General features: G+C 68.8%; 21 protein-coding genes. All 21 read left to right on the top strand.

Going from position 1 to position 24,646, the window contains the following annotated elements:
* Positions 1-10 precede the first annotated feature (10 nt).
* The 21 genes from fliR (at position 11) to BLS66_RS16045 (ending at position 24,627) form a co-directional block, all read left to right on the top strand.
* Positions 11-802: a flagellar biosynthetic protein FliR gene (fliR, locus tag BLS66_RS15945; protein WP_046430450.1), complete on the top strand. Its 792-nt coding sequence runs from the start codon at positions 11-13 to the stop codon at positions 800-802.
* Positions 803-969: 167 nt separating this feature from the next.
* Positions 970-3,102, top strand: coding sequence for a putative bifunctional diguanylate cyclase/phosphodiesterase (locus BLS66_RS15950; RefSeq protein WP_057494245.1), 2,133 nt, complete (start codon positions 970-972; stop codon positions 3,100-3,102).
* A gap of 206 nt (positions 3,103-3,308) precedes the next feature.
* Positions 3,309-4,439, top strand: a complete 1,131-nt coding sequence (flhB, locus tag BLS66_RS15955; RefSeq protein ID WP_049404619.1) for a flagellar biosynthesis protein FlhB — start codon at positions 3,309-3,311, stop codon at positions 4,437-4,439.
* 44 nt (positions 4,440-4,483) lie between these two features.
* Entirely contained in the window at positions 4,484-6,544 is a 2,061-nt protein-coding gene (gene flhA / locus BLS66_RS15960; RefSeq protein ID WP_180995886.1) for a flagellar biosynthesis protein FlhA, read from the top strand.
* A 145-nt stretch (positions 6,545-6,689) separates the two neighbouring features.
* Entirely contained in the window at positions 6,690-8,306 is a 1,617-nt protein-coding gene (gene flhF, locus BLS66_RS15965; RefSeq protein ID WP_057494248.1) for a flagellar biosynthesis GTPase FlhF, read from the top strand.
* On the top strand, positions 8,293-9,180 hold the full coding sequence (locus BLS66_RS15970) for a MinD/ParA family ATP-binding protein (protein ID WP_032959426.1): 888 nt from the start codon (positions 8,293-8,295) through the stop codon (positions 9,178-9,180). The genes flhF and BLS66_RS15970 overlap by 14 nt, the downstream gene beginning before the upstream one ends.
* Entirely contained in the window at positions 9,177-9,920 is a 744-nt protein-coding gene (locus tag BLS66_RS15975) for an RNA polymerase sigma factor FliA (protein ID WP_049465789.1), read from the top strand. Before BLS66_RS15970 ends, BLS66_RS15975 begins: the two co-directional genes overlap by 4 nt.
* 57 nt (positions 9,921-9,977) lie before the next feature.
* Positions 9,978-10,370, top strand: a complete 393-nt coding sequence (gene cheY / locus BLS66_RS15980; RefSeq protein ID WP_005413247.1) for a chemotaxis response regulator CheY — start codon at positions 9,978-9,980, stop codon at positions 10,368-10,370.
* On the top strand, positions 10,370-10,975 hold the full coding sequence (locus tag BLS66_RS15985; RefSeq protein ID WP_074726302.1) for a protein phosphatase CheZ: 606 nt from the start codon (positions 10,370-10,372) through the stop codon (positions 10,973-10,975). Before cheY ends, BLS66_RS15985 begins: the two co-directional genes overlap by 1 nt.
* A gap of 2 nt (positions 10,976-10,977) precedes the next feature.
* Complete coding sequence (locus BLS66_RS15990) at positions 10,978-12,807, top strand: chemotaxis protein CheA (protein WP_074726303.1); 1,830 nt, start codon at positions 10,978-10,980, stop codon at positions 12,805-12,807.
* A 101-nt stretch (positions 12,808-12,908) separates the two neighbouring features.
* The gene (locus BLS66_RS15995; RefSeq protein WP_005409527.1) at positions 12,909-13,649 is read left to right on the top strand and encodes a flagellar motor protein; all 741 of its coding nucleotides are present in this window, start codon (positions 12,909-12,911) and stop codon (positions 13,647-13,649) included.
* Position 13,650: 1 nt separating this feature from the next.
* The gene (motD, locus tag BLS66_RS16000; RefSeq protein ID WP_049466528.1) at positions 13,651-14,667 is read left to right on the top strand and encodes a flagellar motor protein MotD; all 1,017 of its coding nucleotides are present in this window, start codon (positions 13,651-13,653) and stop codon (positions 14,665-14,667) included.
* 4 nt (positions 14,668-14,671) lie between these two features.
* A complete protein-coding gene (locus tag BLS66_RS16005) occupies positions 14,672-15,454 on the top strand; it encodes a ParA family protein (RefSeq protein ID WP_049466530.1) in 783 nt (260 codons plus the stop codon).
* Entirely contained in the window at positions 15,451-16,752 is a 1,302-nt protein-coding gene (locus BLS66_RS16010; RefSeq protein WP_074726304.1) for a chemotaxis protein CheW, read from the top strand. Before BLS66_RS16005 ends, BLS66_RS16010 begins: the two co-directional genes overlap by 4 nt.
* Before the next feature lie 285 nt (positions 16,753-17,037).
* Positions 17,038-17,346, top strand: coding sequence for an STAS domain-containing protein (locus BLS66_RS16015; protein ID WP_057494251.1), 309 nt, complete (start codon positions 17,038-17,040; stop codon positions 17,344-17,346).
* Complete coding sequence (locus tag BLS66_RS16020; RefSeq protein WP_005409521.1) at positions 17,343-17,708, top strand: response regulator; 366 nt, start codon at positions 17,343-17,345, stop codon at positions 17,706-17,708. Before BLS66_RS16015 ends, BLS66_RS16020 begins: the two co-directional genes overlap by 4 nt.
* Before the next feature lie 45 nt (positions 17,709-17,753).
* A complete protein-coding gene (locus tag BLS66_RS16025) occupies positions 17,754-19,739 on the top strand; it encodes a chemotaxis protein CheA (RefSeq protein ID WP_074726305.1) in 1,986 nt (661 codons plus the stop codon).
* Between the two features lie 369 nt (positions 19,740-20,108).
* Positions 20,109-22,358 carry a methyl-accepting chemotaxis protein gene (locus tag BLS66_RS16030; protein ID WP_074726306.1) on the top strand — a complete coding sequence of 750 codons (2,250 nt, stop codon included), beginning with the start codon at positions 20,109-20,111 and terminating at the stop codon, positions 22,356-22,358.
* 160 nt (positions 22,359-22,518) lie between these two features.
* Entirely contained in the window at positions 22,519-23,292 is a 774-nt protein-coding gene (locus BLS66_RS16035) for a flagellar brake protein (RefSeq protein WP_049465495.1), read from the top strand.
* 324 nt (positions 23,293-23,616) lie between these two features.
* Entirely contained in the window at positions 23,617-24,108 is a 492-nt protein-coding gene (locus BLS66_RS16040) for a chemotaxis protein CheW (protein ID WP_049465492.1), read from the top strand.
* A gap of 135 nt (positions 24,109-24,243) precedes the next feature.
* Positions 24,244-24,627: a hypothetical protein gene (locus BLS66_RS16045; RefSeq protein WP_014647020.1), complete on the top strand. Its 384-nt coding sequence runs from the start codon at positions 24,244-24,246 to the stop codon at positions 24,625-24,627.
* Positions 24,628-24,646: the final 19 nt, after the last annotated feature.

The raw sequence follows: 24,646 nt of genomic DNA on the forward strand, positions 1-24,646 counted from the left end.
ACGCGCTTCGATGGACGCCGCGACACAGATGGCGGCCGACGGCCTGCAGGCCTTCGGCATGATCGGCACGGTGCTGTGGACCATGCTGCGCATCGGCGCAGTGGCCATGGCCATGCCCATGGTCGGCACGCGTGCGGTGCCATCGCGGGTGCGCGTGGTGCTGGCCGGCACCCTGGCCATCGCACTGGCCCCGCTGCTGCCGCCGGTACCGGACTGGACCGGCTTCGACGCGGCTACGGTGCTGACCATTGCCCGTGAACTGGCCATCGGCGTATCCATCGGCTTCATGCTGCGGCTGGTGTTCGAAGCCGGCGCGATGGCCGGCGAACTGATCGCACAGGGCACCGGCCTGGCCTTCGCGCAGATGAGCGATCCACTGCGCGGAGGAACCTCCGGCGTGATCGGACAGTGGTTCTACCTGCTGTTCGGCCTGCTGTTCTTCACCGCCAACGGCCACCTGGCGTTGATCTCGCTGCTGGTGGACAGCTATCGCGCGCTGCCGATTGGCGCCCCGCTGCCGGACCCGCATGCCTTCTTCAGCATCGCCCCCACCTTCCTGCTGACCGTGCTGCGCGGCGCGCTGAGCCTGGCCATTCCGCTGACCGTGGCGATGCTGGCGGTGAACCTGGCCTTCGGCGTGCTGGCGCGTGCCGCCCCGGCATTGAACCCGATCCAGCTGGGCCTGCCGGTCTCGCTGCTGCTGGGCCTGTTCCTGCTGGCCCTGCTGGCCGGGGAAATGGGGCCGCCGGTGCAGCGACTGTTCGACGCCGCCTTCCAGGCTGCGGACGCGGTCACACACTGACCCGGTCATCACGAATTGCCGCTTGAAGTCCCCCCCGGTCTGCGCGTTAGAGTGAATGCGCGGCAACCGGGGGGATGCCGCACCTGGCCGGCGCCCGTCCGCGTCGGCCTGCCTCATGCATGCCCCACCGTAGTTTCCGTCGACAGGCAGGTCCGGGAGACTGACGAATGCTGGTAGGCACGTACAACCCGTGGCTGGTGGCGATCTCACTGCTGGTTGCCGTGATGGCGTCGTACACGGCGCTGGCGATGGCCGGACGCACGGTCACCGCCCCCGGCAAGGGCGCGGCCTGGTGGTGGCGCCTGGGCGGCGGCTTTGCCATGGGCCTGGGCATCTGGTCGATGCACTTCATCGGCATGCTGGCCTTCGACCTGCCCATTCCACTGGGCTACGACCTGCCCATCACCCTGCTCTCGCTGGCGCTGGCGATCGCCTCGTCGGTGTTCGCACTGTGGCTGGTTTCGCTGCGCACCCTGCCCCATCCGCGATTGGCCGGTGGTGCTCTGCTGATGGGCACCGGCATTGCCGGCATGCACTACGTCGGCATGGCGGCGATGCGCATGCAGCCGGGAATCGACTACGACCCGGGCTGGCTGCTGCTCTCCCTGGTGGTGGCGGTGGCCGCGTCGTGGACCGCGCTGTACGTGGCGTTCCGCCTGCGCGCGCAGCGCACCCGCGTCGGTGACCGGTTGGCAGCCGCGGGCCTGCTCGGCCTGGCCATCGTCGGCATGCACTACACCGGCATGGCCGCCGCGCGTTTCCCGGAAGGCAGCATCTGCGGCGCGGCGGTCGGCGATGGCCTGCAGAGCGAGTGGCTGGCGATGCTGGTGGTGGTGCTGACGGTCGCGATCCTGGCGGTAGTGCTGGTGGTTTCATGGCTGGACCAGCGGGTGGAGGCGCAGCTGCTGCGGCTGCGCAACTCGATGCTGAGCACCTCGTTGACCGATGCCCAGCAGGAACTGACCCAGGCCGCGCTGCACGATCCACTGACCCGCCTGCCCAACCGCCTGCTGCTGCAGCGGCGCATCGTGCAGGCGCTGGCCGAAGCCGAACAGGGCGGCAACCGCTTTGCGGTGATGTTCATGGACCTGGATGGCTTCAAGCAGGTCAATGATGCCTACGGTCATCAGGCCGGCGACGCGCTGCTGGTGGCGGTGGCCGAGCGTACCCGGCAGCTGCTGCGGCCCAACGACATGCTGGCCCGCCTGGGCGGCGACGAGTTCGTGCTGGTGGTGCGCATCGAGCACGACGAAGACCTGCCGACCCTGGCCCGGCGCATCCTGCAGGCGGTGGGCAGCGGTCCGCTGCTGCAGGACAACGAACTGCAGGTGACCGCCAGCATCGGCGTGGCGATCTGCCCGGACCACGCCGCCAGCGAGCGCCAGTTGATGGCCTTCGCCGACGCGGCGATGTACCAGGCCAAGGAGTCCGGTCGCAACGCCTTCGTGCTCTTCGCCGACTGGATGAACGACAGTGCCGAACAGCAGTTCCGGCTGCTGGCCGACCTGCGCCGGGCCATTGGCAGCGAGCAGTTGTTCCTGCACTACCAGCCCAAGATCCGCGTGGCCACGCAGAAGGTGGCGGGTGCCGAGGCGCTGATCCGCTGGAAGCATCCGGAGCATGGGCTGATTCCGCCGGACCGTTTCATCCGGCTGGCCGAGCGCAGCGGCGCGATCAACGAGATCGGCCGCTGGGCGCTGGACCAGGCCTGCCGCCAGCTGCGCCACTGGCACGATGCGGGCCACGAAGGCTGGTCGATATCGGTGAACCTGTCGCCAGTGCAGTTCGGCTCGCCCCACCTGCTGCGCGACGTGCGCGAGGTGATCGAGCGCCATCGCATTCCCGCGCGCCACCTGGTGCTGGAGATCACCGAAAGCACGGTGATGCGCGACACCGACACCAGCCTGCGCCTGCTGCAGGCGCTGTCGGCGCTGGGCGTGGGCATCTCCATCGATGATTTCGGGACCGGCTATTCCAGCCTGCTGTACCTGAAGCGGCTGCCGGCCACCGAGATCAAGATCGACCACGCCTTCGTGCGCGACCTGGAGCACAGTGCCGAGGACGTGGTGATCGTCTCGGCGATCGTGGCGCTGGGCCACGCGCTGGACATGGACATCGTCGCCGAGGGCGTGGAGACCGCCGCGCAGCGCGCCTACCTGGAGCGCCTGGGCTGCGACTTCCTGCAGGGGTACCTGCTCGGCCGCCCGGTCGACGCGGCACGCTTCATGCAGCTGCACGACCTGCCACGGCCGCGGGTGGAACTGGCGCAGAGCCCGCCGCCGCAATACCCGCCCGGCTGACACCGGGCCACGCGCGCCCGCCATCACGGAACGATTCCTGCGGCACTCTCCTGTAGAGCCGAGCTCATGCCCGGCTGTGCTTCGCGCCTGGCCCCAACCGTAGCCGAGCGTGGGCTCGGCTCTACAGAACGGGCCCTCGGTAGATCCACGCCATGCGTGGAACGGTTCTTGCACGCACCCCGGCAACCCCTGCCGCAGTGCCCGTGATGTCCGAGAACGAATCCGCCGGCGAAAAGACCGAACAACCCACCGAAAAACGCCTGCGCGATGCCCGTGAACAGGGCAACCTGCCGCGCTCGCGCGAACTCGGCACCGCCGCCGTGTTCGGCGCCGGCGTGCTGGCGGTGATGGCCATGAGCGGCTCGATCGGCCGTGGCGCCAGTGCCTGGATGAAGCAGGCGCTCAGCCCGGAACAGAGCCTGCGGCAGAACCCCAAGGAACTGTTCGGCCACTTCGGCGACCTGCTGCTGCAGTTCATGCTGGTGATCGCACCGCTGGTGCTGGTCTGCCTGCTGGCCAGCTTCGTCGCCCCGCTGGTGATGGGCGGCCTGCGCTGGTCGCAGAAGGCGCTGCTGCCCGACATCAACCGCATGAACCCGATGAGCGGGCTCAAGCGCCTGTATGGGCCCGAGGCGATTGCCGAGTTCACCAAATCGCTGCTGCGCGTGGCCTTCGTCGGCGTCGCCGCCGGGCTGGTGGTCTGGACCGGCTTTGACACCCTGCGCGGGCTGATCCACCACCCGCTGGAGACGGCCATCACCGACGGCCTCGGCTTCACCCTGCGCCTGCTGCTGGCCACCGCCGGCGCGATGCTGGTGCTGGCCGCCATCGATGCGCCGTATCAGCGCTGGAACTGGATGCGCAAGCTGAAGATGACCCGTGAAGAGCTGCGCCGGGAAATGAAGGAGAGCGAGGGCAGCCCCGAGGTGAAGGGCCGCATCCGCCAGCTGCAGCAGCAGATGGCCAACCGCCGGATGATGGAAGCGGTACCCACCGCCGACGTGGTGGTGGTCAACCCCACCCACTACGCGGTGGCCCTGAAGTACGAGGGCGGCGCCATGAACGCCCCCACCGTGGTCGCGCTGGGCGTGGACGAGACCGCCCTGCGCATCCGTGAGGTGGCCGACGGCAACAAGGTGGCGATCGTCTCTGCCCCGCCTTTGGCACGCGCCTTGTATCGGGAAGGCCAACTCGGAAAGGAAATCCCCGTGAGACTGTATTCGGCCGTCGCCCAGGTCCTGTCCTACGTCTACCAGCTGCGCGCCTGGCGCACTGGCCCGATGCCGGACGCCCCGCACATCCAGGTGGATGAATTCGGCAAGGGAGGCCGCCCGTGAGCGCCCAGCCCTCCGCCGGTTTCAACACCCGCCGCGCCCTGGAAATGATCCGCCAGGGCCTGGGCGCGCCGCTGATCGTGCTGGCCCTGCTGGCCATGGTCGTGGTGCCGCTGGCCGCGCCGGTGCTCGATGCGCTGTTCACCTTCAACATCGCCATCTCGCTGATGGTGCTGCTGGCGGTGGTCTACGTGAAGCGCCCGCTGGACTTCACCATCTTCCCGATCGTGCTGCTGATCACCACCATGCTGCGGCTGGCGCTGAACGTGGCCTCCACCCGCGTGATCCTGCTGAACGGCCAGAACGGCCACGACGCCGCGGGCAAGGTCATCGCCGCCTTCGGTGAATTCGTGATCGGCGGCAACTACGCGGTCGGCATCGTGGTGTTCGCGATCCTGACCATCATCAACTTCGTGGTGATCACCAAGGGCGCCGGCCGTGTCTCGGAAGTGACCGCGCGCTTCATCCTCGACGCGATGCCCGGCAAGCAGATGGCGATCGACGCCGACCTCAACGCCGGTTTGCTGACGCGTGAAGAAGCCAAGCTGCGCCGCGAGGAAGTCCGCGAGGAAGCCGACTTCTACGGTGCGATGGACGGCGCCAGCAAATTCATCCGCGGCGACGCCATCGCCGGCATCCTGATCCTGTTCATCAACATGCTCGGTGGTCTGGCCGTGGGCGTGCTGCAGCATGGCATGCCGTTCGGCGAGGCCGCTGCGACCTATACCCTGCTGTCGATCGGTGACGGCCTGGTGGCGCAGCTGCCGGCCCTGCTGGTCTCCAGCGCGGTGGCGATGCTGGTCACCCGCGCCTCGCGTTCGCAGGACATGGCCCAGGCCATGACCGGCCAGGTGTTCGGCCAGTACCGCGCGCTGGCGATCACCGCCGGCATCATCGGCCTGGTCGGCCTGGTGCCGGGCATGCCCAACGTCGCTTTCCTGACGCTGGCCTCGATCCTCGGCTTCATCGCCTGGAAGCTGTATCGCAAGACCAAGGCACCGGCCGCCGATGCGACAGGCAGTGGCACCGATGCCGCCGCGCTCACTGCGCTCGGGCGCCCGGCCGCCGCGGCCCCCACTGCCGAGCTGAGCTGGGACGAACTGCGACCGGTCGATCCGCTGGGCCTGGAGGTCGGCTACCGGCTGATTCCGCTGGTGGACAGCAACCAGGGCGGCGAACTGATGGCGCGCATCAAGGGGGTGCGCCGCAAACTCACCCAGGATGTCGGCTTCCTGATTCCATCGGTGCACATCCGCGACAACCTGGAACTGCCCGCCAACGGCTACCGGGTGCTGGTGCACGGCGTGCCGGTGGCCACCGCCGAAATCCACCCGGACCGCGAGCTGGCACTGGACCCGGGCAGCGCGCTGGGCACCCTGGAGGGCATCGCCGGCAAGGACCCCGCGTTCGGCCTGGATGCCACCTGGATCCAGCCGCACCAGCGCGCCCAGGCCGAAACGCTGGGCTACACCGTGGTCGATCCGGCCACGGTGGTCGCCACGCACCTCTCGCACCTGATCCGCGAGCACGCGCCGGAACTGCTCGGCCACGAGGAAGTGCAGCACCTGCTGGCCAACCTGGCCAAGAGCGCACCCAAGCTCGTCGAAGATCTGACGCCCAAGGCGCTGCCGCTGTCGGCGGTGGTGCGCGTGCTGCAGAACCTGCTGGTCGAGCGCATTCCGATCCGCCAGCTGCGCAAGATCGCCGAAGCGCTGGTTGAACACGCGCCCAGCAGCCAGGATCCGGCCGTGCTGACCGCTGCCGTGCGCACCGCACTGGGCCGCTTCATCGTGCAGGAGATCGCCGGAATGTCGGCGGAGCTGCCGGTGTTCACCCTCAACCCGCAATTGGAACGTGTCTTGCAGGAGTCCACGCAGGGCAACGGCGCCGCGCTGGAACCCGGACTCGCTGAGCGACTGCACCAGAGTCTGGCCGAATGTGTCAGCAAGCAGGAAGCCCGCAACGAGCCCGCGGTCGTGCTGGTACCCGGCCCGGTGCGCGCCGCGCTGGCCCGCCTGGTCCGCCACAGCGTTCCGTCGCTGTCGGTCCTGGCCTACAGCGAGGTGCCGGAAGACAAGCGCCTGAAGCTGGTCGGAACGATCAGCTGACGCCGGGCTCCGACGCGCCAGAAAACAGACACCACTTTCGAACCAACGCAACAGACCGATACCAAGGGGAACCCGCACCGTGCAGACCACCGATCACCCGAGTTCCCCGACCGCCACCCCGCCGTCTTCGCCTCGTGACCACAGCATGAAAATCAAACGATTCGTCGCCGCCGACATGCGCTCGGCCATGAACCTGGTGCGCAAGGAACACGGTCCTGACGCCGTGATCCTGTCCAACCGCCGGATCGAGGAAGGCATCGAGATCGTCGCCGCCGCCAACTATGACGAGAGCGCCGTGCAGCGTGCACTGGAAGCCTCGCGCCGTGACGTCGCACCGCCGCCGGCAGCCAAGCCGCGCACCGCCGCCGACGCGGTGATCGCCGCCGTCACCCGCCGCCGCAGCGCCACCCCGGCGCCGGAACCGGTCGCCGCCACGACCTCGGCGGTGGCCGCCCTTGCCCGCGCCGCCGTCGGCGCCACCGGCCGCACGCTGGACAGCGCCGACGAGATCGTGCCGACCCGTGGCAGCACCGGCTTTGCCGCCACCCTGGCGCGCGCCACCGTCAACGAACCGGCACTGCCGGAGCAGATCTTCGCGCCGTTCGCCGAGGCCATCGTCGCACCGGCCGCGGCTGTGCCGGCCAACCGCGCCCGCTTCCCGATCGATCCGCCGCACGAGGCGCATCACGAAAGCGTGGCGCCGGCGGTGCAGCCGCCGCCGCTGCCGACCGCTGCCGTCGCCGACGCGCAGCCGGCCAGCGCCGCCACCGAACCGGCATTGGCCGATGCCATCGTCGAAGCCGCGCCGGCGCCCACCCTGGCCCCGGCCCCGGTGCTGACGGTGGTCGCCCAGGACGACGCCGAGATCCGCCAGCTGCGCCAGGAAGTGGCCGGCATGCGCCAGGTGATCGAGCGCGAGATGAACCGCTTCACCGACGAGCGCCTGCGCGGCTGCCCGGTGCGCGCCACCGCGCTGGACCTGATGGACGAGTACGGCTTCGACGCCGGCCTGGCCCGCGACGTGGCCATGCAGATTCCGCTGGAAACCGAAGCCCACCGCGGCCGCGGCCTGATGCTGGGGCTGATCTCGCGCAAGCTGCCGATCGCCCCGGTCGACCCGCTGGAAGAAGGCGGCGTGATCGCCCTTGTGGGCCCGACCGGCGCCGGCAAGACCACCACCATCGCCAAGCTGGCCTCGCGCTTCGCCGAGAAGCATGCGCCGCGTGACGTGGCCCTGGTCACCACCGACACCACCCGCATCGGCGCCCGCGAGCAGCTGTATGGCTACGGCCGCCAGCTCGGTATCGCCGTGCACGAGGCCAACAGCGGCACTGACCTGGACCAGCTGCTGGAACGCCTGAAGGACTACAAGCTGGTGCTGATCGATACCGCCGGCCTGGGCCCGCGCGACCGCGCGCTGGCCGCCCAGCTGCAGTGGCTGCGCGCCGCGCGCCAGGTCCGCACCCTGCTGGTGCTGCCGGCCAACACCAGCTTCGGCGACATGGACGAGGTGGTCCGCCGCTTCGGCGCCGCCAACCTGCAGGGCCTGGTGCTGAGCAAGCTGGACGAGACCGGCCGCTTCGGCAACGCCCTGTCGGTGGCCGTGGACCACGCCCTGCCGATCACCTGGGTGACCGATGGGCAGGACGTTCCGGAGGACCTGCACCGGGCCAGTGCAGCCAATCTTGTACTTCGCCTTGAAGATTTGCGCCGAGCGGCCGATATGCCCTGCAACCCGGAGTTGAACCATGCCGTCGCGTGAGTACGCCAAGCTGACCAAGACCTTCCCGCTGTCGGCCACCCGCAGCGAGCCGCTCGGCCCTGTGCGCACCATTGCCGTGACCGGCGGCAAGGGCGGCGTGGGCAAGACCAACGTGTCGGCCAACCTGGCCGTGGCGCTGGCCGGCATGGGCAAGCGCACGCTGCTGCTGGACGCCGACCTCGGCCTGGCCAACATCGACGTGATCCTGGGCTTGAACCCCACCTTTACGCTGGCCGACCTGGTCGCCGGCCGCTGCTCGCTGGACGACGTCATCGTCGAAGGCCCGAACGGGGTGCTGGTGGTGCCGGCCGCGTCCGGCCGCCGGCACATGGCCGAGCTGGCCCCCGCCGAGCACGTCGGCCTGGTCAATGTGTTCTCCGAACTGGAACGCGAGCTGGACATCATGGTGGTGGACACCGCCGCCGGCATCACCGACGGCGTGCTGACCTTCTGCCAGGCCGCGCAGGACACCGTGGTGGTGGTCTGTGACGAGCCGGCGTCCATCACCGACGCCTACGCGCTGATCAAGGTGCTGTCGCGCGAACGGGGCGTGGACCGCGTCCAGGTGGTGGCCAACATGGTCCGCGACCCCAACGAGGGCCGCGTGCTGTACGAAAAGCTGACCCGCGTCTGCGAGAAGTTCCTGGCCGACGTCTCGCTGAACTACCTGGGCTGCGTGCCGCAGGATGACTGGCTGCGCCTGTCGGTGCAGCGCCAGCAACCGGTGGTGAAGGCCTATCCGTCCAGCCCGTCGGCGCTGGCGATCACCGAGATCGCACGCCGTACCGCGCGCTGGCAGGCGCCGACCGAACCGCGCGGTGGCGTCGAGTTCTTCCTCGAACGCATCCTCAAGCAGCGTGGGGTGGCAGCATGAAAGGCGCAGCCCAGTACAGGGAAGTCCAGCGCTCGGCGGCCAACGATGTCATCGCCCAGCATTCGGACCTGGTGCGGCGCATCGCCCACCATCTGGCCGCGCGCCTGCCCGCCAGCGTCGAGGTGGACGACCTGATCCAGGCCGGCATGATGGGCCTGATCGAAGCCTCGCGCAGTTACGACGCCGACCAGGGCGCTTCGTTCGAAACCTACGCCTCGATCCGCATCCGCGGCTCGATGATCGACGAGATCCGCCGTGGCGACTGGGTGCCGCGCTCGGTGCACCGGCGCGCACGCGATGCGGCCGCCACCATCCGCCGCCTGGAACAGAGCAGCGGCCGCGCCGCCAGCGCCACCGAAGTCGCCGCCGCGATGGAGATGCCGCTGCCCGAGTACCTGCGCCTGATGGAAGACGCCGCGCGCGGCCAGGTGCTGAGCCTGGAATCGCGCATCGAAGACCAGGGCGAGCTGGACACCGTCGCCCAGGGCGGCCCGACCCCGCAACAGGTGCTGGAGCGTGGCGAGTTCGGTCGCGAGCTGGGCAAGGCCATCGGCCACCTGCCCGAGCGCGAACAGCTGGTGCTCTCGCTCTACTACGAGCAGGAACTGAACCTGAAGGAGATCGGCGCGGTGCTCGGCGTGAGCGAATCGCGGGTCTGCCAGATCCACGGCCAGGCCGTGCTGCGCCTGCGTGGACGGCTGAAGATTTTCGAGGCGGCGGACGCCGGCCTGGAAGAGTGAACATGCCCGAGGCGGCTGCCCCCGGCCGCCCGGAATGAACAACAAAGGAACTCTGCTTTGAACAAGAACATGCGCATCCTGATCGTCGACGACTTCTCGACTATGCGTCGGATCGTCAAGAACCTGCTGGGCGATCTTGGCTTCACCAACACCGCCGAAGCCGAGGACGGGCATGCCGCGCTGTCGCTGCTGCAGAGCCAGCCGTTCGATTTCGTGGTCACCGACTGGAACATGCCGGTGATGACCGGCATCGAACTGCTCAAGGCGATCCGCGCCGACGCCAAGCTGAAGACCCTGCCGGTGCTGATGGTCACCGCCGAAGCCAAGCGCGAGCAGATCATCGAAGCAGCCCAGAACGGCGTGAACGGCTACATCATCAAGCCGTTCACCGCGCAGACGCTGGAAGAAAAGCTCGGCAAGATCTTCGAACGCCTGGCGGCCAGCGCCTGATGGATACCATGGTCGACAGGAACGCCCTCGCCCTGCGCCTGCAGGAAGCCCTGGACGCGCTGGAGTCCGGCGATGAAGCCGCGTGGCGTCAACGCATCGACGGGCTGGTCGCGCTGCGCACGCAGCCGATGATGAGCGGCCTCTCGCGGCTGGCCCGCGAGCTCGGGCAGGCCCTGGGCGAACTGCCGACCGTGCCCAGCGAGGCCGGCGAACTGGACGATGCCTGCGCACGCCTGGACCATGTGGTGGCGATGACCGAACAGGCCACGCACCGCACCCTGGACCTGGCCGAGGAATGCCGCAGCCTGACCGAGCAGCTGCGCGCCGAAGGCCTGCAGCCGGGCCAGGACGCGCAGCTCGAGCGCATCCGCCACAACCTGACCGAGATCGCCCTGACCCAGAGCTACCAGGACCTGACCGGGCAGATCATCCGTCGCGTGGTCGGCATCGTCCGCCGCGTGCACGAAGGCTTCGGCGCGCTCGGCCTGCCGCCGGAACAGCATCGCACCGACCCGGAACTGGCCGGGCCGGCACTGAAGGGACTGGACCGCCACGCGGTCTCGCAGAACGACGCCGACGACCTGTTGTCGGATCTGGGGCTGTAAGCATGAGCGCGGTATCCGACGACATCACTGCCGATTTCATCATCGAGGCACAGGAAATCCTGGATCGCCTCGGCGAACAGCTGGTGTCGCTGGAGCAGGCACCGCAGGACGGCGAACAGCTGAACGCGGTGTTCCGCGGCTATCACACGCTCAAGGGCGGCGCCGGCTTCCTTGGCGTCACCGCGATGGTCGAGCTGTGCCACGCTGCTGAGGAAGCGCTGGGCGCCGCGCGCGCCGGCCAGGCCGTATTGCAGGCGCACCACTTCGACGCCGCGCAGCAATCGCTGGACTACCTGCAGTCGATGCTGGATGCCGTGTCGTCCGGCACCGAACCGGGCTATGCACCGCCGGACCTGATCGCCCAGTTCGATGTGCACGGTGGCACCGCGGCGGCGCCTGTCGCCGCCGCTCCGGCAGCCGGTAGCAGTGACCTGATCACCGACGACGAATTCGAAGCCCTGCTTGACCAGCTGCACGGCGGCAACGCCCCGACCGCGGTCGCACCGGCCAAGAAGGCCGACGACGGGCTGATCAGCGAAGACGAATTCGAAGCCCTGCTCGACCAGCTGCACGGTGGCGCCGCACCCGGCGCCAAGCCTGCCGCTGCGCCGGCGCCGGCGCCGCTCGCTGCCCCACGCCCGGCGGCCGCACCGGCGCCGGCGCCCAAGCCGGCCGCCAAGCCGCTGGCCGAGGCGGAACATACCGTGCGCGTGGACACCAAGCGCCTGGATGCGATCGTCAATCTGATCGGCGAACTGGTGCTGTCGCGCAACCGGCTCAAGACCCTGCGTGCCCGCCTGCGCGACGAGGAGCTGGACCGCGCCGTGTCCACCCTGGACATCGCCACCGCGCGCCTGCAGTCGGCGGTGATGCGCACCCGCATGCAGCCAGTGGGCAAGGTGTTCTCGCGCTTCCCCAAGGTCGCCCGCGATGTCGCCCGCTCGCTGAAGAAGGAAGTGGACCTGGAGTTGATCGGCGCCGAGACCGAACTCGACCGCAACCTGGTCGAGGCCCTGGCCGACCCGCTGGTGCACCTGGTCCGCAATGCCATCGACCATGGCGTGGAAATGCCCGACCTGCGCGAAGCACAGGGCAAGCCGCGGATGGGCCACGTGCGGCTGTCCGCGCAGCAGGAAGGTGACTACGTCAGCATCGAGGTGCAGGACGATGGCGCCGGCATTGATCCGGAAAAGCTGCGTGCGAAGGCGCGCGAGAAGGGCCTGATCGATCCCGAAGCCGCCGCCCGCCTGAGCAGCGAGGAGTGCCTGCACCTGGTGTTCCTGCCGGGCTTTTCGACCAAGCAGCAGGTCACGGACATCTCCGGCCGTGGCGTCGGCATGGACGTGGTGCAGTCGCGCATCCGCGAACTCAGCGGGCAGATCCAGATCCAGTCGGAACTGGGCCGTGGCAGCCGCTTCCTGATCCGCGTGCCGCTCACCCTGGCGATCCTGCCGACCCTGCTGGTGCAGGCCGGCGAAGACGTCTATGCGTTGCCGCTGGCGCGCGTGATGGAAGTGCTGCACGCGCCTGGCACGTCGCTAGGCTGGTTCGATGGCCGCGCCGTGCTCGACCGCCGTTCGCACACCCTGCCGCTGGTCGATCTCCGCCAGTGGCTGGATGTGACGCCCGCCACGTCGACCCTGCTGACCATCGTCGTGCTGCAGGCCGGTGAAGCGCGCTTCGGCCTGGTCGTGGACCAGGTCCGCGGGCGCGAGGAAGTGGTCATCAAGCCATTGCCGAAGGCCCTGCGCGGCCTGCGCGGTTACGCCGGTGCAACCTTGATCGGCGATGGTCGCATGGCGCTGATCCTGGATGTGGACGGCCTGCGCTGACGCTCGCCGGGCCAGTCCCGGCGCCCCGAAAACTGTGACTACCGTCGTTACGCGATCTACCGGTGTCTCAAGTCCCATTCATACAAGCCGATACCGGATCCATGGATAGACTCAGCCTCATTGGACTCTTTCTCGCCCTGGCCTCGCTGGTCGGCGGCAGCATCCTCAAGGGCGCCGGCCTGGCGTCCCTGTGGTCGCCTGCGGCGTTCGTGATCGTCATCGTCGGCACCGTTGCCGCGATCCTGCTGCACACCTCGCCGGCGGTGTTCAAGCATGCGTTCAAGATCGTGCGCTGGGTCGTGCGCCCCCCGCACAGCGACCGCCGCGAGCTGATCCAGCAGATCGTCGAGTGGAGCAACATCGCCCGCCGCCAGGGCCTGCTGGGCCTGGAATCGCAGGTGGAAGCGCAGCAGGACCCCTTCCTGCGCAAGGGCCTGCAGCTGCTGGTGGACGGCGTCGAGCCCGAATCGATGCGGCACATGCTGGAGATCGAACTGGGCAGCCAGGAACACCAGGACCAGGCCGGCGCCAAGGTGTTCGAGGCGATGGGCATCTACGCCCCCACCCTCGGCATCATCGGCGCCGTGCTCGGCCTGATCGCGGTGATGAAGAACCTGGCTGACCCGAGCAAGCTCGGCCACGGCATCGCCGCCGCGTTCACCGCGACGATCTACGGCATCGCCTCGGCCAACCTGCTGTTCCTGCCGATCGCTGCCAAGCTCAAGAGCGTGATCTCGCACAACACGCGCGACCGCGAGATGGTCATCGAAGGCCTGATCTCGATCGCCCAGGGCGAAAACCCGCGCAACATCGAAACCAACCTCTCCGGCTTCCTGCACTGACATGGCCCGCCGCAAGCACCACGAAGAGCACGCCAACCACGAAGCATGGGCGATCCCCTATGCCGACCTGATGACGCTGCTGCTCGCCTTCTTCGTGGTCATGTACGCGATCTCCTCGGTGAACGAGGGCAAGTACCGGATCATGGCCGACGCGCTGACCGATGCCTTCGGCGGTGCGCCGCGCACGATCAATCCGGTGCAGGTGGGCAACAAGCAGGTGCAGGGCGGCGGCTGGGATAGCCCGTCGGTGATCAAGTCCGGCACCAAGATCGGCCCATCGGCGCCGGCGCCCTCGCACGACCCGACGCTGCTGCCGTCGATGGCCTCGCAGATGCGCATGCCGGTGTCGGTGCACAACCAGGAGCAGATCGCCCGTGCCGAGCGCCAGCTCAACACGATTGCCGATCGCCTCACCGCCGCGCTGGCGCCGCTGATCGACCGCGGCATGATCAGCGTGCGCCGTACCGAACTGTGGATCGAAGTCGAGATCAACAGCGACATCCTGTTCCCCACCGGTTCGGCCGCGCTGGACGTGCACGCGCGGCAGACCCTGTCCAGCCTCGCCGACGTGCTGCGCGATGTCCCCAACAGCGTGCGCGTGGAAGGCCACACCGACAACGTGCCGATCGCCACCGCCACCTTCCCGTCCAACTGGGAGCTGTCGGCCGGACGCGCCGCCAGCGTAGTGCACCTGTTCGCCGACCAGGGCGTGCAGCCCTCGCGGCTGGCCATGGTCGGCTACGGCCAGTTCCGCCCCCGCGAAGAGAACGACAGCGCGCAGGGCCGCAACCGCAACCGCCGGGTGATGGTCATCATCCTGGCCGACACCTCGCATTCGGTGGACCCGCTCGGCCAGCGCCTGAACGCCGCCACTGGCGCCACCGGCAGCACCGACACCGAACAGGCCGCCGCAACTCCGGCCAGCACCCCCACCTCCCCCATCGCACCGGTGAAGTTGCCGCCGGTGCCGGCTGGCAGCCGCGTCGGCGCCGCCGTTCCCCCGGCAATGAAGGAGTAATCCGATGCGCATCTGGGCAGTCGCCAACCAGAAGGGCGGAGTCGGCAAGACCACCACCACCCTCGCCCTCGGCCGCGGACTGGCCGCCCTCGGCCATCGCGTGCTGCTGATCGACCTCGATCCGCATGCCTCGCTCAGCCGCGCCTTCGGCGTGCCGGTGGACCCGCCGCCGGCCGGCGTGCTGGAACTGTTCGGCACGCCGCCGGCGGACCTGTCCGGCCTGTGCCATGCCAGCAACATCCAGGGCCTGGACTACGTCTGCGCGCAATCGGCGCTGGCCACGCTGGAGCGCCGCAGCGCCAACCAGCCCGGCCTCGGCCTGGCACTGCAGAACGCGCTGGCCCGCCACCAGGGGCAGCACGACTACATTCTGCTGGACTGCGCACCTACCCTCGGCCTGCTGATGATCAATGCCCTGGCCGCTGCCGACCGCCTGGTCATCCCGACCCAGGCCGAGCCGCTGGCCCTGCACGGCCTGGATGGGATGGTCCGCACCGGCGAGATGGTCGAGCGTTCGCGCCGCCGCCCGTTGCCGATCTCGATCCTGCCGACCCTGTTCGACCGCCGCACCCGCGCCGGCAACGAGTCGCTGCGCACCATGCAGGACCGCCATGGCAACCGCGTGTGGGAAGACGCGATTCCGATCGACACCCGCATCAGCAATGCCGCCGGCCTGACCCTGCCGAGCGTCGGCGAGGACTATCCGGGCCGCGGCCTGGCCGCCTACCGCCGCGCATTGAACTGGATCCTCGGCGAGGATGCCCGCGCCCTGGAGCAGGCCGCATGAACAGCATCGGCGTCCTCGACGACTACCTGGACGAGCTGCTGGGCGAGGCGATCGCCCCGGCTGCGCCGGCCGTACCGCCGCCCGGTGGCGCCGAGGCAGCCGCGGCGCACGCAGCGCCCCCCGAGCGCGAGCCGACCTGGGACGATCTGCCCGCCGAAGTGATCTACGAAACCGGAACCACCGCCGCTCCGTCGAGCGAGGACCACGCCGCGCTGGACGCCGCCTTCGAGACGGCCGCCGCCTCCGTCGGCACCGACGCAGCCGCGGCGAGCACTGCGGCCAGCGAACGCGAGCCGACCTGGGACGACCTGCCCGCCGACGTGATCTACGAAACCGGAACCGCCGCCGCCCCGCCGGGCGAGGACCACGCCGCGCTGGACGCCGCCTTCGAGACGGCGGCCGCCTCCGTCGGCACCGACGCAGCCGCGGCGAGCACTGCGGCCAGCGAACGCGAGCCGACCTGGGACGACCTGCCGGCCGACGTCCTCCACGAAACCGCGCCTGCCCCCGCCGCCGCTGTGCAGGCCGGCCCGGAGCCGACCTGGGACGATCTGCCGGACGAGGTGATCTACGAGACCGATCCCGCAGACAGCCATCGCCTCGCCCACACCGACAGCCCCGGGCTGCAGGCCGCGTTCGAGGCCGCTGCCGAAGGCGAGGACGTCCCTGTGCCCGCCCCGGCCGTGATCGCAGCACCGGTGTCGGCACCTGCCGCACGTCCCGCACCGCCCCCGATGGCACGGGCGGCCACCGCACCACCACCGCGCGTGGCCATGGACGCGCCCACGGGCAACCGCCCCAGCACCTGGCAGGAACTGCAGGCGCAGGCGCACCAGCCGGCCCACAGCCCGCATCCACAGAACCGCCGGGCCGGCGAACGCACCTCGCGCTGGCTGCGCCTGCGCTGCGGCACCCAGGCCTACGCGCTGGAACTGCTGAAGGTCCAGGAGGTCGTGCTGCCGGTGCCACTGCTGCCGTTGCGTGGCACTGCGCCGGCCATGCTCGGCATCATGAACCTGCGCGGCCAGGTCGTGCCGGTGATGGACCTCGGCCTGCACCTGGGCGCCGCGGCGGCAGAAGACGACGCCCAGACCCGCATCGTCGTGCTGGAGGAGGACGGCGAGACCATCGGCCTGCGCGTGTCTGCGGTGGAGGATGTCGCCAACCTCACCGATTCGCAGATCGAGCCGCCCGACACCGCGCGCATCTGCCAGATCTCCAACGACCTGTTCCGCGGCGTCGCCCGCGTCAGCCAACGGCCGATGATCCTGCTTGACGCCACCCGCCTGTTGAGCTGAGCAGAAAAAGGGGACGGAGGGGATTAAGTCGCAAGTGGCTCGGCGCTTTGCGCCGAAGCGGTGCCTGTCGGGGACGCAAGGAGTTGATCCGTTGGATCAACACCTTACGTCCCCACTGCGCGGTCGCCGTTGCCGAGGGGGCTGCGGTGGAGCCAGGTCGCTTGCGACTTAATCCCCCTCCGTCCCCTTTTCAACAGCGACCGCATCGACGCCCCGCGTCGATTCCGCTAAAGAACCCTGCCGGGCTGCCGTTATGGATCACGGAACCGTTTGTCCGGAGCAACGATGAGCACTGTCGAACTGGGTGGGGATCTCGGCATCGAGAGCACCGCCGAGCTCAAGAACCGCCTCGCCCCACTGCTGGAGCAGGCAGGCGAGCTGACCCTGGATGCCAGCCAGGTCGCACGCATCCACACCGCCGCCGTGCAGGTGCTGTGTGCATTCGTGCAGGCCCGCCGCGAGGCAGGCCTGGGCACCGGCTTCCACGGTTGCACCGCAACCTTCCGTGACGCCGCGCGCCTGCTGGGCGTCACCCAGGCCCTGGGCCTGGACGTAACCCATGACAACCTGAAATCTGTGGAGAACGCTGCATGAGCGCACGTATCTTGGTGGTGGACGATTCGGCGTCGATGCGCCAGATGGTGTCCTTCGCCCTCACCTCGGCCGGTTTTGCCGTCGAAGAAGCCGAAGACGGCGCGGTCGCGCTCGGTCGCGCCAAGGGCCAGCGCTTCAATGCGGTGGTCACCGACGTCAACATGCCGAACATGGACGGCATCGCGCTGATCCGTGAACTGCGCCAGCTGCCGGACTACAAGTTCACCCCGCTGCTGATGCTGACCACCGAATCGGCGGCCGACAAGAAGTCCGAAGGCAAGGCCGCCGGCGCCACGGGCTGGCTGGTCAAGCCGTTCAACCCCGAACAGCTGGTCGCCACCGTGCAGAAAGTGCTGGGCTGATCGCCCGGCGCCGCTCCCCCTCTTCGCTTCCGGACCACCACTGCCATGAGCATGGACCTGCAACGCTTCCACGCCACCTTCTTCGAGGAGAGCCGCGAAGGCCTCGACGCGATGGAGGCTGGCCTGCTGGCCCTGGAATCGGGGCAGCAGGACGCGGAGATCATCAATTCGGTGTTCCGCGCCGCCCACTCGATCAAGGGCGGCGCCGGCACCTTCGGCTTCGATGCCATCGCCGGACTGACCCATGTGCTGGAGACGCTGCTCGATGAGCTGCGCGCCGGCAAGCGGGCACTGGAAGGCCATGCCGTCGACGCGATGCTGTCCTCGGTGGACGTGCTGCGTGCCCTGCTGCGCGAGGCCGAACATGGCCAGGCCGCCGATCCGGCCGCAGTTTCCGCAGTGAAGGCGCGCCTGGAGGCAGTGCTGTCCGGGCAGGCCGCAGCGAGTGCCCCCGCGCCGGCCGCCAAGGCGGACGATACGCCGGAAGCCTGGCAGATCGGCTTCACTCCGGCGCCGTCGCTGTTCATGAGCGGCAACGACCCGCTGCGCATCATCCGCGAGCTGGAACACCTCGGCTCGCTGCAGGTCGCCGCGCGCATGGAGCGACTGCCTGGCTTCGCCCAGCTCGACCCGCTCGAAGCCCACCTGGCGTGGGACCTTGGCCTGGTCGGCAAGGTGCCGCGCAGCAAGATCGAAGACACCTTCGCGTGGGTACTGGACGACTGCGAGCTGGACATCCGTCCGGCTGCGCCGCCGAGCCTGGCCACCCAGGCTCCTGCCGCCACCCCTGCGCCGGCAGCGGCCGCCGCGCCTCCCGCTGCGGCCGCGCCTGCTGCCAGCGGTGGCAGCAGCCAGGAAGCGGAGACCTCGATCCGCGTCAGCGTCGACAAGGTCGATGCGCTGATCAACCTGGTCGGCGAGCTGGTCATCACCCAGGCCATGCTCAAGCAGGTCTCGCATGCGCTGGACCCGGTCCACGCCGAAAGCCTGTTCGCCGGCCTGGACCAGCTTGAACGCAACACCCGCGACCTGCAGGAAGCGGTGATCGGCGTGCGCATGCTGCCGGTCGATGCGGTGTTCCGCCGCTTCCCGCGCCTGGTCCGCGACCTGTCCAGCCGCCTCGGCAAGCAGGTGCGCCTGCGCACCGTCGGCGAAGGCACCGAACTGGACAAGGGACTGATCGAGAAGATCGCCGATCCGCTGGTGCACCTGGTGCGCAACTCGATCGACCACGGCCTGGAAATGCCCGACGTGCGTCGCGGTGCGGGCAAGGACGAGACCGGCACGATCACGCTGGCAGCCTCGCACCAGGGCGGCCACATCGTCATCGAGGTCAGCGACGATGGCCGCGGCCTGGACCGCGCCAAGATCCTGGCCAAGGCCACCGAGCGCGGCCTGGCCGTGCCGGACAACCCGACCGATTCGCAGGTCTGGGACCTGATCTTCCAGCCCGGCTTCTCCACCGCCGATGCGGTCACCGACCTCTCCGGGCGTGGCGTCGGCATGGACGTGGTCCGTCGCAACATCCAGGCACTGGGCGGCGAAGTCCAGATCGAAAGCAGCCTCGGCGCCGGCACCCGCACGCTGATCCGCCTGCCACTGACCCTGGCCATCCTCGACGGCATGACCGTGGCAGTGGCCGGCGAAACCCTGATCCTGCCGCTGGCCTACGTGCTGGAAGCCCTGCAGCCGCAGGCCGAGGACATCCGCAGCATGGCCGGCGAAGGCCGCGTGCTGCGGGTCCGTGGCGAGTACCTGCCGATCCTGTCGCTGAGCGAGTATTACGGCTACGGCAATCGCGCACCCGGCAGCGAATCGCTGGTGGTGGTGGTCGAAGGCGATGGCCAGAAGATCGCGCTGGAAGTGGACGAGCTGGTCGGCCAGCAGCAGGTGGTGGTGAAGAACATCGAGAACAACTACCGCCGCATCGGCGGGGTGTCCGGCGCCACCATCCTGGGCGACGGCCGCGTCGCACTGATCGTCGACATCGGTGGGTTGGTGCGCTCGCTGCGGGTGCCGCAGGCCGCCTGATCCACGCTGCAGACGTGCACTGAACCGCCGCCCTTCGGGGCGGCGGTTTTTGTTTGCGCGCCATTCCAGCCGGAGTCAGATCCCTTTCCAGGGAAGAGGGATCTGACCCCATCCCTTCTGTGAACTCCGTCAACACGATGGTTGCGGCTGCAACCACCGCATCCAAGCGAAACCCCGGCGCCGCAACGCTTTCGCGCTGTCATCCCTACGCAACCGAATGTGATCTGCGTCCATAAAGTCCGCGCGGACGGCGCCGTTATTTCGCAATGACGGTCGTCACCGAACCCCACCGGGCACCCCCGTTCGCTCTGCAACCACCCCCGATCCGGTGCACCGTCGCCGGTACTCTGCCCACCTGGAGCACCCTGCATGAAGTGGTTCCACGATCTGCCCATCGCCCGCAAGCTGGCCCTCGGGTTCACCCTCACCACCCTGATGACCCTGGTCCTCGGTGCGTTCGCCCTGCTGCGCCTCAGCGAGGCCAACGCGCAGCTGCGCGAGATGGCCGGCAACGACATCCCTTCGGTACAGCACCTGGGCGAAGCGCGCTCGCAGCTGGGCGAATTCCGCACCTACGAACTGGCGCTGCTGAGCATGCTGGACCAGCCGGACAAGGTGGCCGACTACACCAAGCGCATGGACGACACCGCCAAGGGCGTGCATGACGAGCTGGCCGCCTACGCCGCGCTGCCGGCGCTGGCCAAGGAGCGTGAACTGTATCGCGCCGCCAGCGCGCAGCTGGATCGCTATTTCGCCGCCAACAAAGCCATGCGCGAAGCCGTGGCCGCGGGCGATGGCGTGCTGGCACAGCAGATCTCCGACGAGCAGTCGCGCCCGGCCCGGCGTGACCTGTTCGCCGCCATGAAGGCGCTGGGCACGCACATCGCCGGGCAGATGGACGGCAAGATTGCCGACGCCAACGCCACCCATCGCACCAGCATGATCGCCATCATTGCCTGCGTGGTGCTGCTGTCGCTGGTGGCGGCCGCACTGGCCACGGTCATCTCGCGCGCGGTGACCGGCCCGCTCGGCAAGGCCGTGCATGCCATCCAGGCCGTCGCCCGGGGTGACCTCAGCGTCAGCACCCACGCCACCAGCAAGGACGAAGCCGGCAAGATGCTCGCGGCGACCGCCGAGATGACCACGATGCTGCGCCGCTTCAGCGAGCAGACCCAGCTGATGGCGCAGATGCACGCCGGCCCGGACATCAGCCACCGCATTCCGGAGGATTTCCCGGGCGTGTATGGCCAGCTGGCCAACGGCATCAATACGGTGATCTTCGAACACCTCGATGCAATCGTCGATGCCATTGAAGTACTCAACCAGTACGCAATCGGCAACCTCGCCCCGGATGCACGCCGCCTGCCCGGCAGCCGCGCGATCCTGCACGAATCGATGGACGCAGCCAAGGCCAGCCTGCTGGCGATCAATTCGCAGATCCAGCAGCTGGCTGCGGCGGCCGCCGCAGGCGACTTCAGCCAGCGTGGCGATGCCCAGCGTTTCCAGCATGACTTCAAGCTGATGATCGAGCACCTCAACACCATGATGCAGGTTGCCGACGGCAACCTGGGCCAGCTCTCGCAGCTGCTGCAGTCGATCGCCGCCGGCGACCTGACCACGCGCATGGAGGGCCAGTTCAACGGCGTATTCGCCCGCATGCGTGACGATGCCAACACCACCGTCACCCAGCTGACCCAGATCGTCAGCCAGATCCAGGCCAGCGCCTCCAGCATCACCCTGGCCGCCGGTGAGATCGCCTCCGGCAACAGCGACCTGTCGCGCCGTACCGAGCAGCAGGCCGCCAACCTGGAAGAAACCGCCGCCTCGATGGAGGAACTGACCTCCACCGTGCGCCAGAACGCCGAGCACGCCCGCCAGGCCAACCAGCTCGCCATCGGCGCGCACGGCGTCGCCTCGCAGGGCGGTGAAGTGGTCGGCCAGGTGGTCACCACCATGTCGGCCATCGAAGCCTCGTCGAAGAAGATCGCCGAGATCATCAGCGTCATCGACGGCATTGCCTTCCAGACCAACATCCTGGCGCTGAACGCCGCAGTGGAAGCCGCGCGTGCCGGTGAGCAGGGCCGCGGTTTCGCCGTGGTCGCCAGCGAAGTGCGTACCCTCGCCCAGCGCTCGGCCGCCGCCGCCAAGGAGATCAAGGGCCTGATCGACGATTCGGTCGGCAAGGTCGCCGAAGGCTCCAGCCTGGTCCACCAGGCCGGCAGCACCATGGGCGAGATCGTCGCCTCGGTGCAGCGCGTGACCGACATCATGGCCGAGATCTCCGCCGCTTCGCAGGAACAGAGCGCCGGCATCGAGCAGGTCAACCAGACCGTGGTGCAGATGGACGAAACCACCCAGCAGAATGCCGCGCTGGTGGAGGAAGCCACCGCCGCCGCACGCGCCATGGAAGACCAGGCCGTGCAGCTGGGTGAAGCCGTCGCCCGCTTCCGGCTGGCATCGCAGGGCACGGCGGCCATCCCGCCACGCCCGCTGGCCGCGCCGGTACCGCGACAGGTGGCAGCCGCCGCACCAGCCGCAAGGCCGGCCCCGGCACGTGGGCTGCGCACGGCAACGGCCCAGCCGGCGCTGGCCGCGGACGGCGACTGGCAGGAATTCTGACAGAACCACGGGGTCAGATCCCTTTCCCGCGGGAAAGGGATCTGACCCCTTACGCGTGGAAAGTGATGCAAATCCCACTTCATAATCCGGTGCAGGAGCCGATATCTCCATCGAGCCTCGCGCCAACGCGTGCTGGCGCCCGCCCCTGACCGTAGATTCCATGTCCGACGGCAACGACACTGCAGTGCATGATGGCCACGCGGCTGATACCGCTGACGAGCGCTTCCTGGTCCGCAACCCGCGCCAGCTGCGCCAGCTGCTGCGGTCGCTGATCGACCAGCGGTCGCTGATCAACGCGCACATCGACGGCCGCGACCGCTCCTTCCCTACCGCCCTGCTCGACCTCGACGAAGACGAGGACACCCTGCTGCTCGATGGCAGCCCGCAGGAAGCCGCCAACCGCGCCGCCGAGCAGGCCGATCACCTGCTGTGCTTTGCCCAGCTCGAACGGGTGCTGGTGCGCTTCCGCCTGCACCAGCTGCAGCGTGTGGACAACGACGGCCACGTCGCCTTCCGTGCCCCGCTGCCGGAGGAACTGGTGCACCTGCAGCGCCGCGAGCTGTACCGGCTGGAGACGCCGGTCACCGACTCGCCCCACCTGCTGCTGCCGCCTGGCGAAGCGCGCGCCGAAGCCCTGTCGATGCGCGTGGTGGACATCAGCGGCGGTGGCCTGGCCGTGGTGGTGCCCAACGACTGCGCCGTGTTCGGCCTGCAGAAGCGCTATCCGGCACAGCTCTCGCTGCCCGACGGCCCCGACCTGGACATCGAGCTGGTGGTCTGCAACCTGCTGCCGCAGCGCCAGCCCAACGGCATCGAGGTCAAGCGCGTGGGCATGCGCTTCGAACGCCTGCCGCGCGGCGCCGACAGCGCCATCCAGCGCTACATCTTCCGCATCGACCGCCAGCGCAAGGCACGCCGCAACGGCGAGCTCTGAGGCCCGGCCAACAGGCAGTGCCGGCCGCCGGCCGGCAACTTCGCGACAATGCGGGTACGGCCATTGCCGGCCAGCGGCCGGCACTACCGATCTCCGGTAGATCCACGCCATGCGTGGATGCCCCCGACCCTCCCAGGTAGATCCACGCCATGCGTGGATGCCCCCGACCCTCCCAGGTAGATCCACCCCATGCGTGGATGCCCCCACCCTCCCTGGTAGATCCACGCCATGCGTGGATGCCCTTCCCCCGGCACCTAAAGTCCCCCCCAGCGGCGCCGATATCGAGCCTGACACCGGGATTTCCGGCTGAACCAGGACCCCTCGATGAACGACAAGACCCGCTCCGCCGCCAGCGCCGGTGGCGAATTCCTCAGCTTCACCCTTGGCGCCGAGCACTACGGCGTGGACATCCTCAAGGTGCAGGAGATCCGTGGCTACGACGCCGTCACCCGCGTACCGGACGCCCCGGACTACATCAAGGGCGTGATCAACCTGCGTGGCACCATCGTCCCGGTCATCGACCTGCGCCTGAAGCTGCGCCTGGACAACGCCCGCTATGACGCGTTCACCGTGATGATCGTGCTGAACGTGGAAGACCGCGTGGTCGGCATCGTCGTCGACAGCGTCTCCGACGTGATCCCGCTGTCGGCCGAGCAGATCCGCCCGACCCCGGAATTCGGCGCGGCCGTCGACACCCGTTTCATCTCCGGCATCGGCACCCACGACGATCGCATGCTGATCCTGCTGGACATCGAGACCCTGCTCGACAGCGCCGACATGGGCCAAGCCAGCCTTGCCGAAGACGTCGCTGCCTGAGTAAACGGAACTGCTTCACGTTCCAGTCACAAAACCCTTCAGTTCCCTTCGGCGGTGCCGATAGGGGGACAGAAGCCGGTCGCGCAGGAGCGCGCAGGACCGGCCCGATCGTTACCATCCCCGGAGATACCCTCGATGAAGTCCCTGTTTGCGTTCGTCTCGGCCGCTGTCCTGGCCACCACCGCCGCCTCCGCATTCGCCCAGTCGGCCGACATGATCCCGCCGGAAATGGCGCCGCGTTCGGTCGGCAAGGACGGCATGGTCTGTGGCAAGGTCGAAAAGGCCCGTTACGCAGAAGGCTCCGAAGGCCAGCCGACCTTCCTGTACATGGGCGGCGCCTTCCCGCGCCACACCTTCTCGGCGCGCATCGCCGGCGAGAACCGCGGCAAGTTCTCCTTCCCGCTGGAAACCCTGGAAGGCAAGACCGTCTGCGTGATCGGCAAGATCCAGCGCGACGCCTCGCGCGCGGAAATCGAAGTCAGCTCGCCGGCTGGGCTGAAGCTGGCCAACATCAAGTAATCCGCTGTTCGTCGGACCA

This window comes from Stenotrophomonas pavanii (assembly GCF_900101175.1).
GTDB lineage: Bacteria > Pseudomonadota > Gammaproteobacteria > Xanthomonadales > Xanthomonadaceae > Stenotrophomonas > Stenotrophomonas pavanii.

Coding starts and splice junctions, on each gene's coding strand:
- fliR (WP_046430450.1), top strand. CDS start 11: ATGGACGCCGCGACACAGATGGCGGCCGACGGCCTGCAGGCCTTCGGC.
- BLS66_RS15950 (WP_057494245.1), top strand. CDS start 970: ATGCTGGTAGGCACGTACAACCCGTGGCTGGTGGCGATCTCACTGCTG.
- flhB (WP_049404619.1), top strand. CDS start 3,309: ATGTCCGAGAACGAATCCGCCGGCGAAAAGACCGAACAACCCACCGAA.
- flhA (WP_180995886.1), top strand. CDS start 4,484: ATGATCCGCCAGGGCCTGGGCGCGCCGCTGATCGTGCTGGCCCTGCTG.
- flhF (WP_057494248.1), top strand. CDS start 6,690: ATGAAAATCAAACGATTCGTCGCCGCCGACATGCGCTCGGCCATGAAC.
- BLS66_RS15970 (WP_032959426.1), top strand. CDS start 8,293: ATGCCGTCGCGTGAGTACGCCAAGCTGACCAAGACCTTCCCGCTGTCG.
- BLS66_RS15975 (WP_049465789.1), top strand. CDS start 9,177: ATGAAAGGCGCAGCCCAGTACAGGGAAGTCCAGCGCTCGGCGGCCAAC.
- BLS66_RS15985 (WP_074726302.1), top strand. CDS start 10,370: ATGGATACCATGGTCGACAGGAACGCCCTCGCCCTGCGCCTGCAGGAA.
- BLS66_RS15990 (WP_074726303.1), top strand. CDS start 10,978: ATGAGCGCGGTATCCGACGACATCACTGCCGATTTCATCATCGAGGCA.
- BLS66_RS15995 (WP_005409527.1), top strand. CDS start 12,909: ATGGATAGACTCAGCCTCATTGGACTCTTTCTCGCCCTGGCCTCGCTG.
- motD (WP_049466528.1), top strand. CDS start 13,651: ATGGCCCGCCGCAAGCACCACGAAGAGCACGCCAACCACGAAGCATGG.
- BLS66_RS16005 (WP_049466530.1), top strand. CDS start 14,672: ATGCGCATCTGGGCAGTCGCCAACCAGAAGGGCGGAGTCGGCAAGACC.
- BLS66_RS16010 (WP_074726304.1), top strand. CDS start 15,451: ATGAACAGCATCGGCGTCCTCGACGACTACCTGGACGAGCTGCTGGGC.
- BLS66_RS16015 (WP_057494251.1), top strand. CDS start 17,038: ATGAGCACTGTCGAACTGGGTGGGGATCTCGGCATCGAGAGCACCGCC.
- BLS66_RS16020 (WP_005409521.1), top strand. CDS start 17,343: ATGAGCGCACGTATCTTGGTGGTGGACGATTCGGCGTCGATGCGCCAG.
- BLS66_RS16025 (WP_074726305.1), top strand. CDS start 17,754: ATGAGCATGGACCTGCAACGCTTCCACGCCACCTTCTTCGAGGAGAGC.
- BLS66_RS16030 (WP_074726306.1), top strand. CDS start 20,109: ATGAAGTGGTTCCACGATCTGCCCATCGCCCGCAAGCTGGCCCTCGGG.
- BLS66_RS16035 (WP_049465495.1), top strand. CDS start 22,519: ATGTCCGACGGCAACGACACTGCAGTGCATGATGGCCACGCGGCTGAT.
- BLS66_RS16040 (WP_049465492.1), top strand. CDS start 23,617: ATGAACGACAAGACCCGCTCCGCCGCCAGCGCCGGTGGCGAATTCCTC.
- BLS66_RS16045 (WP_014647020.1), top strand. CDS start 24,244: ATGAAGTCCCTGTTTGCGTTCGTCTCGGCCGCTGTCCTGGCCACCACC.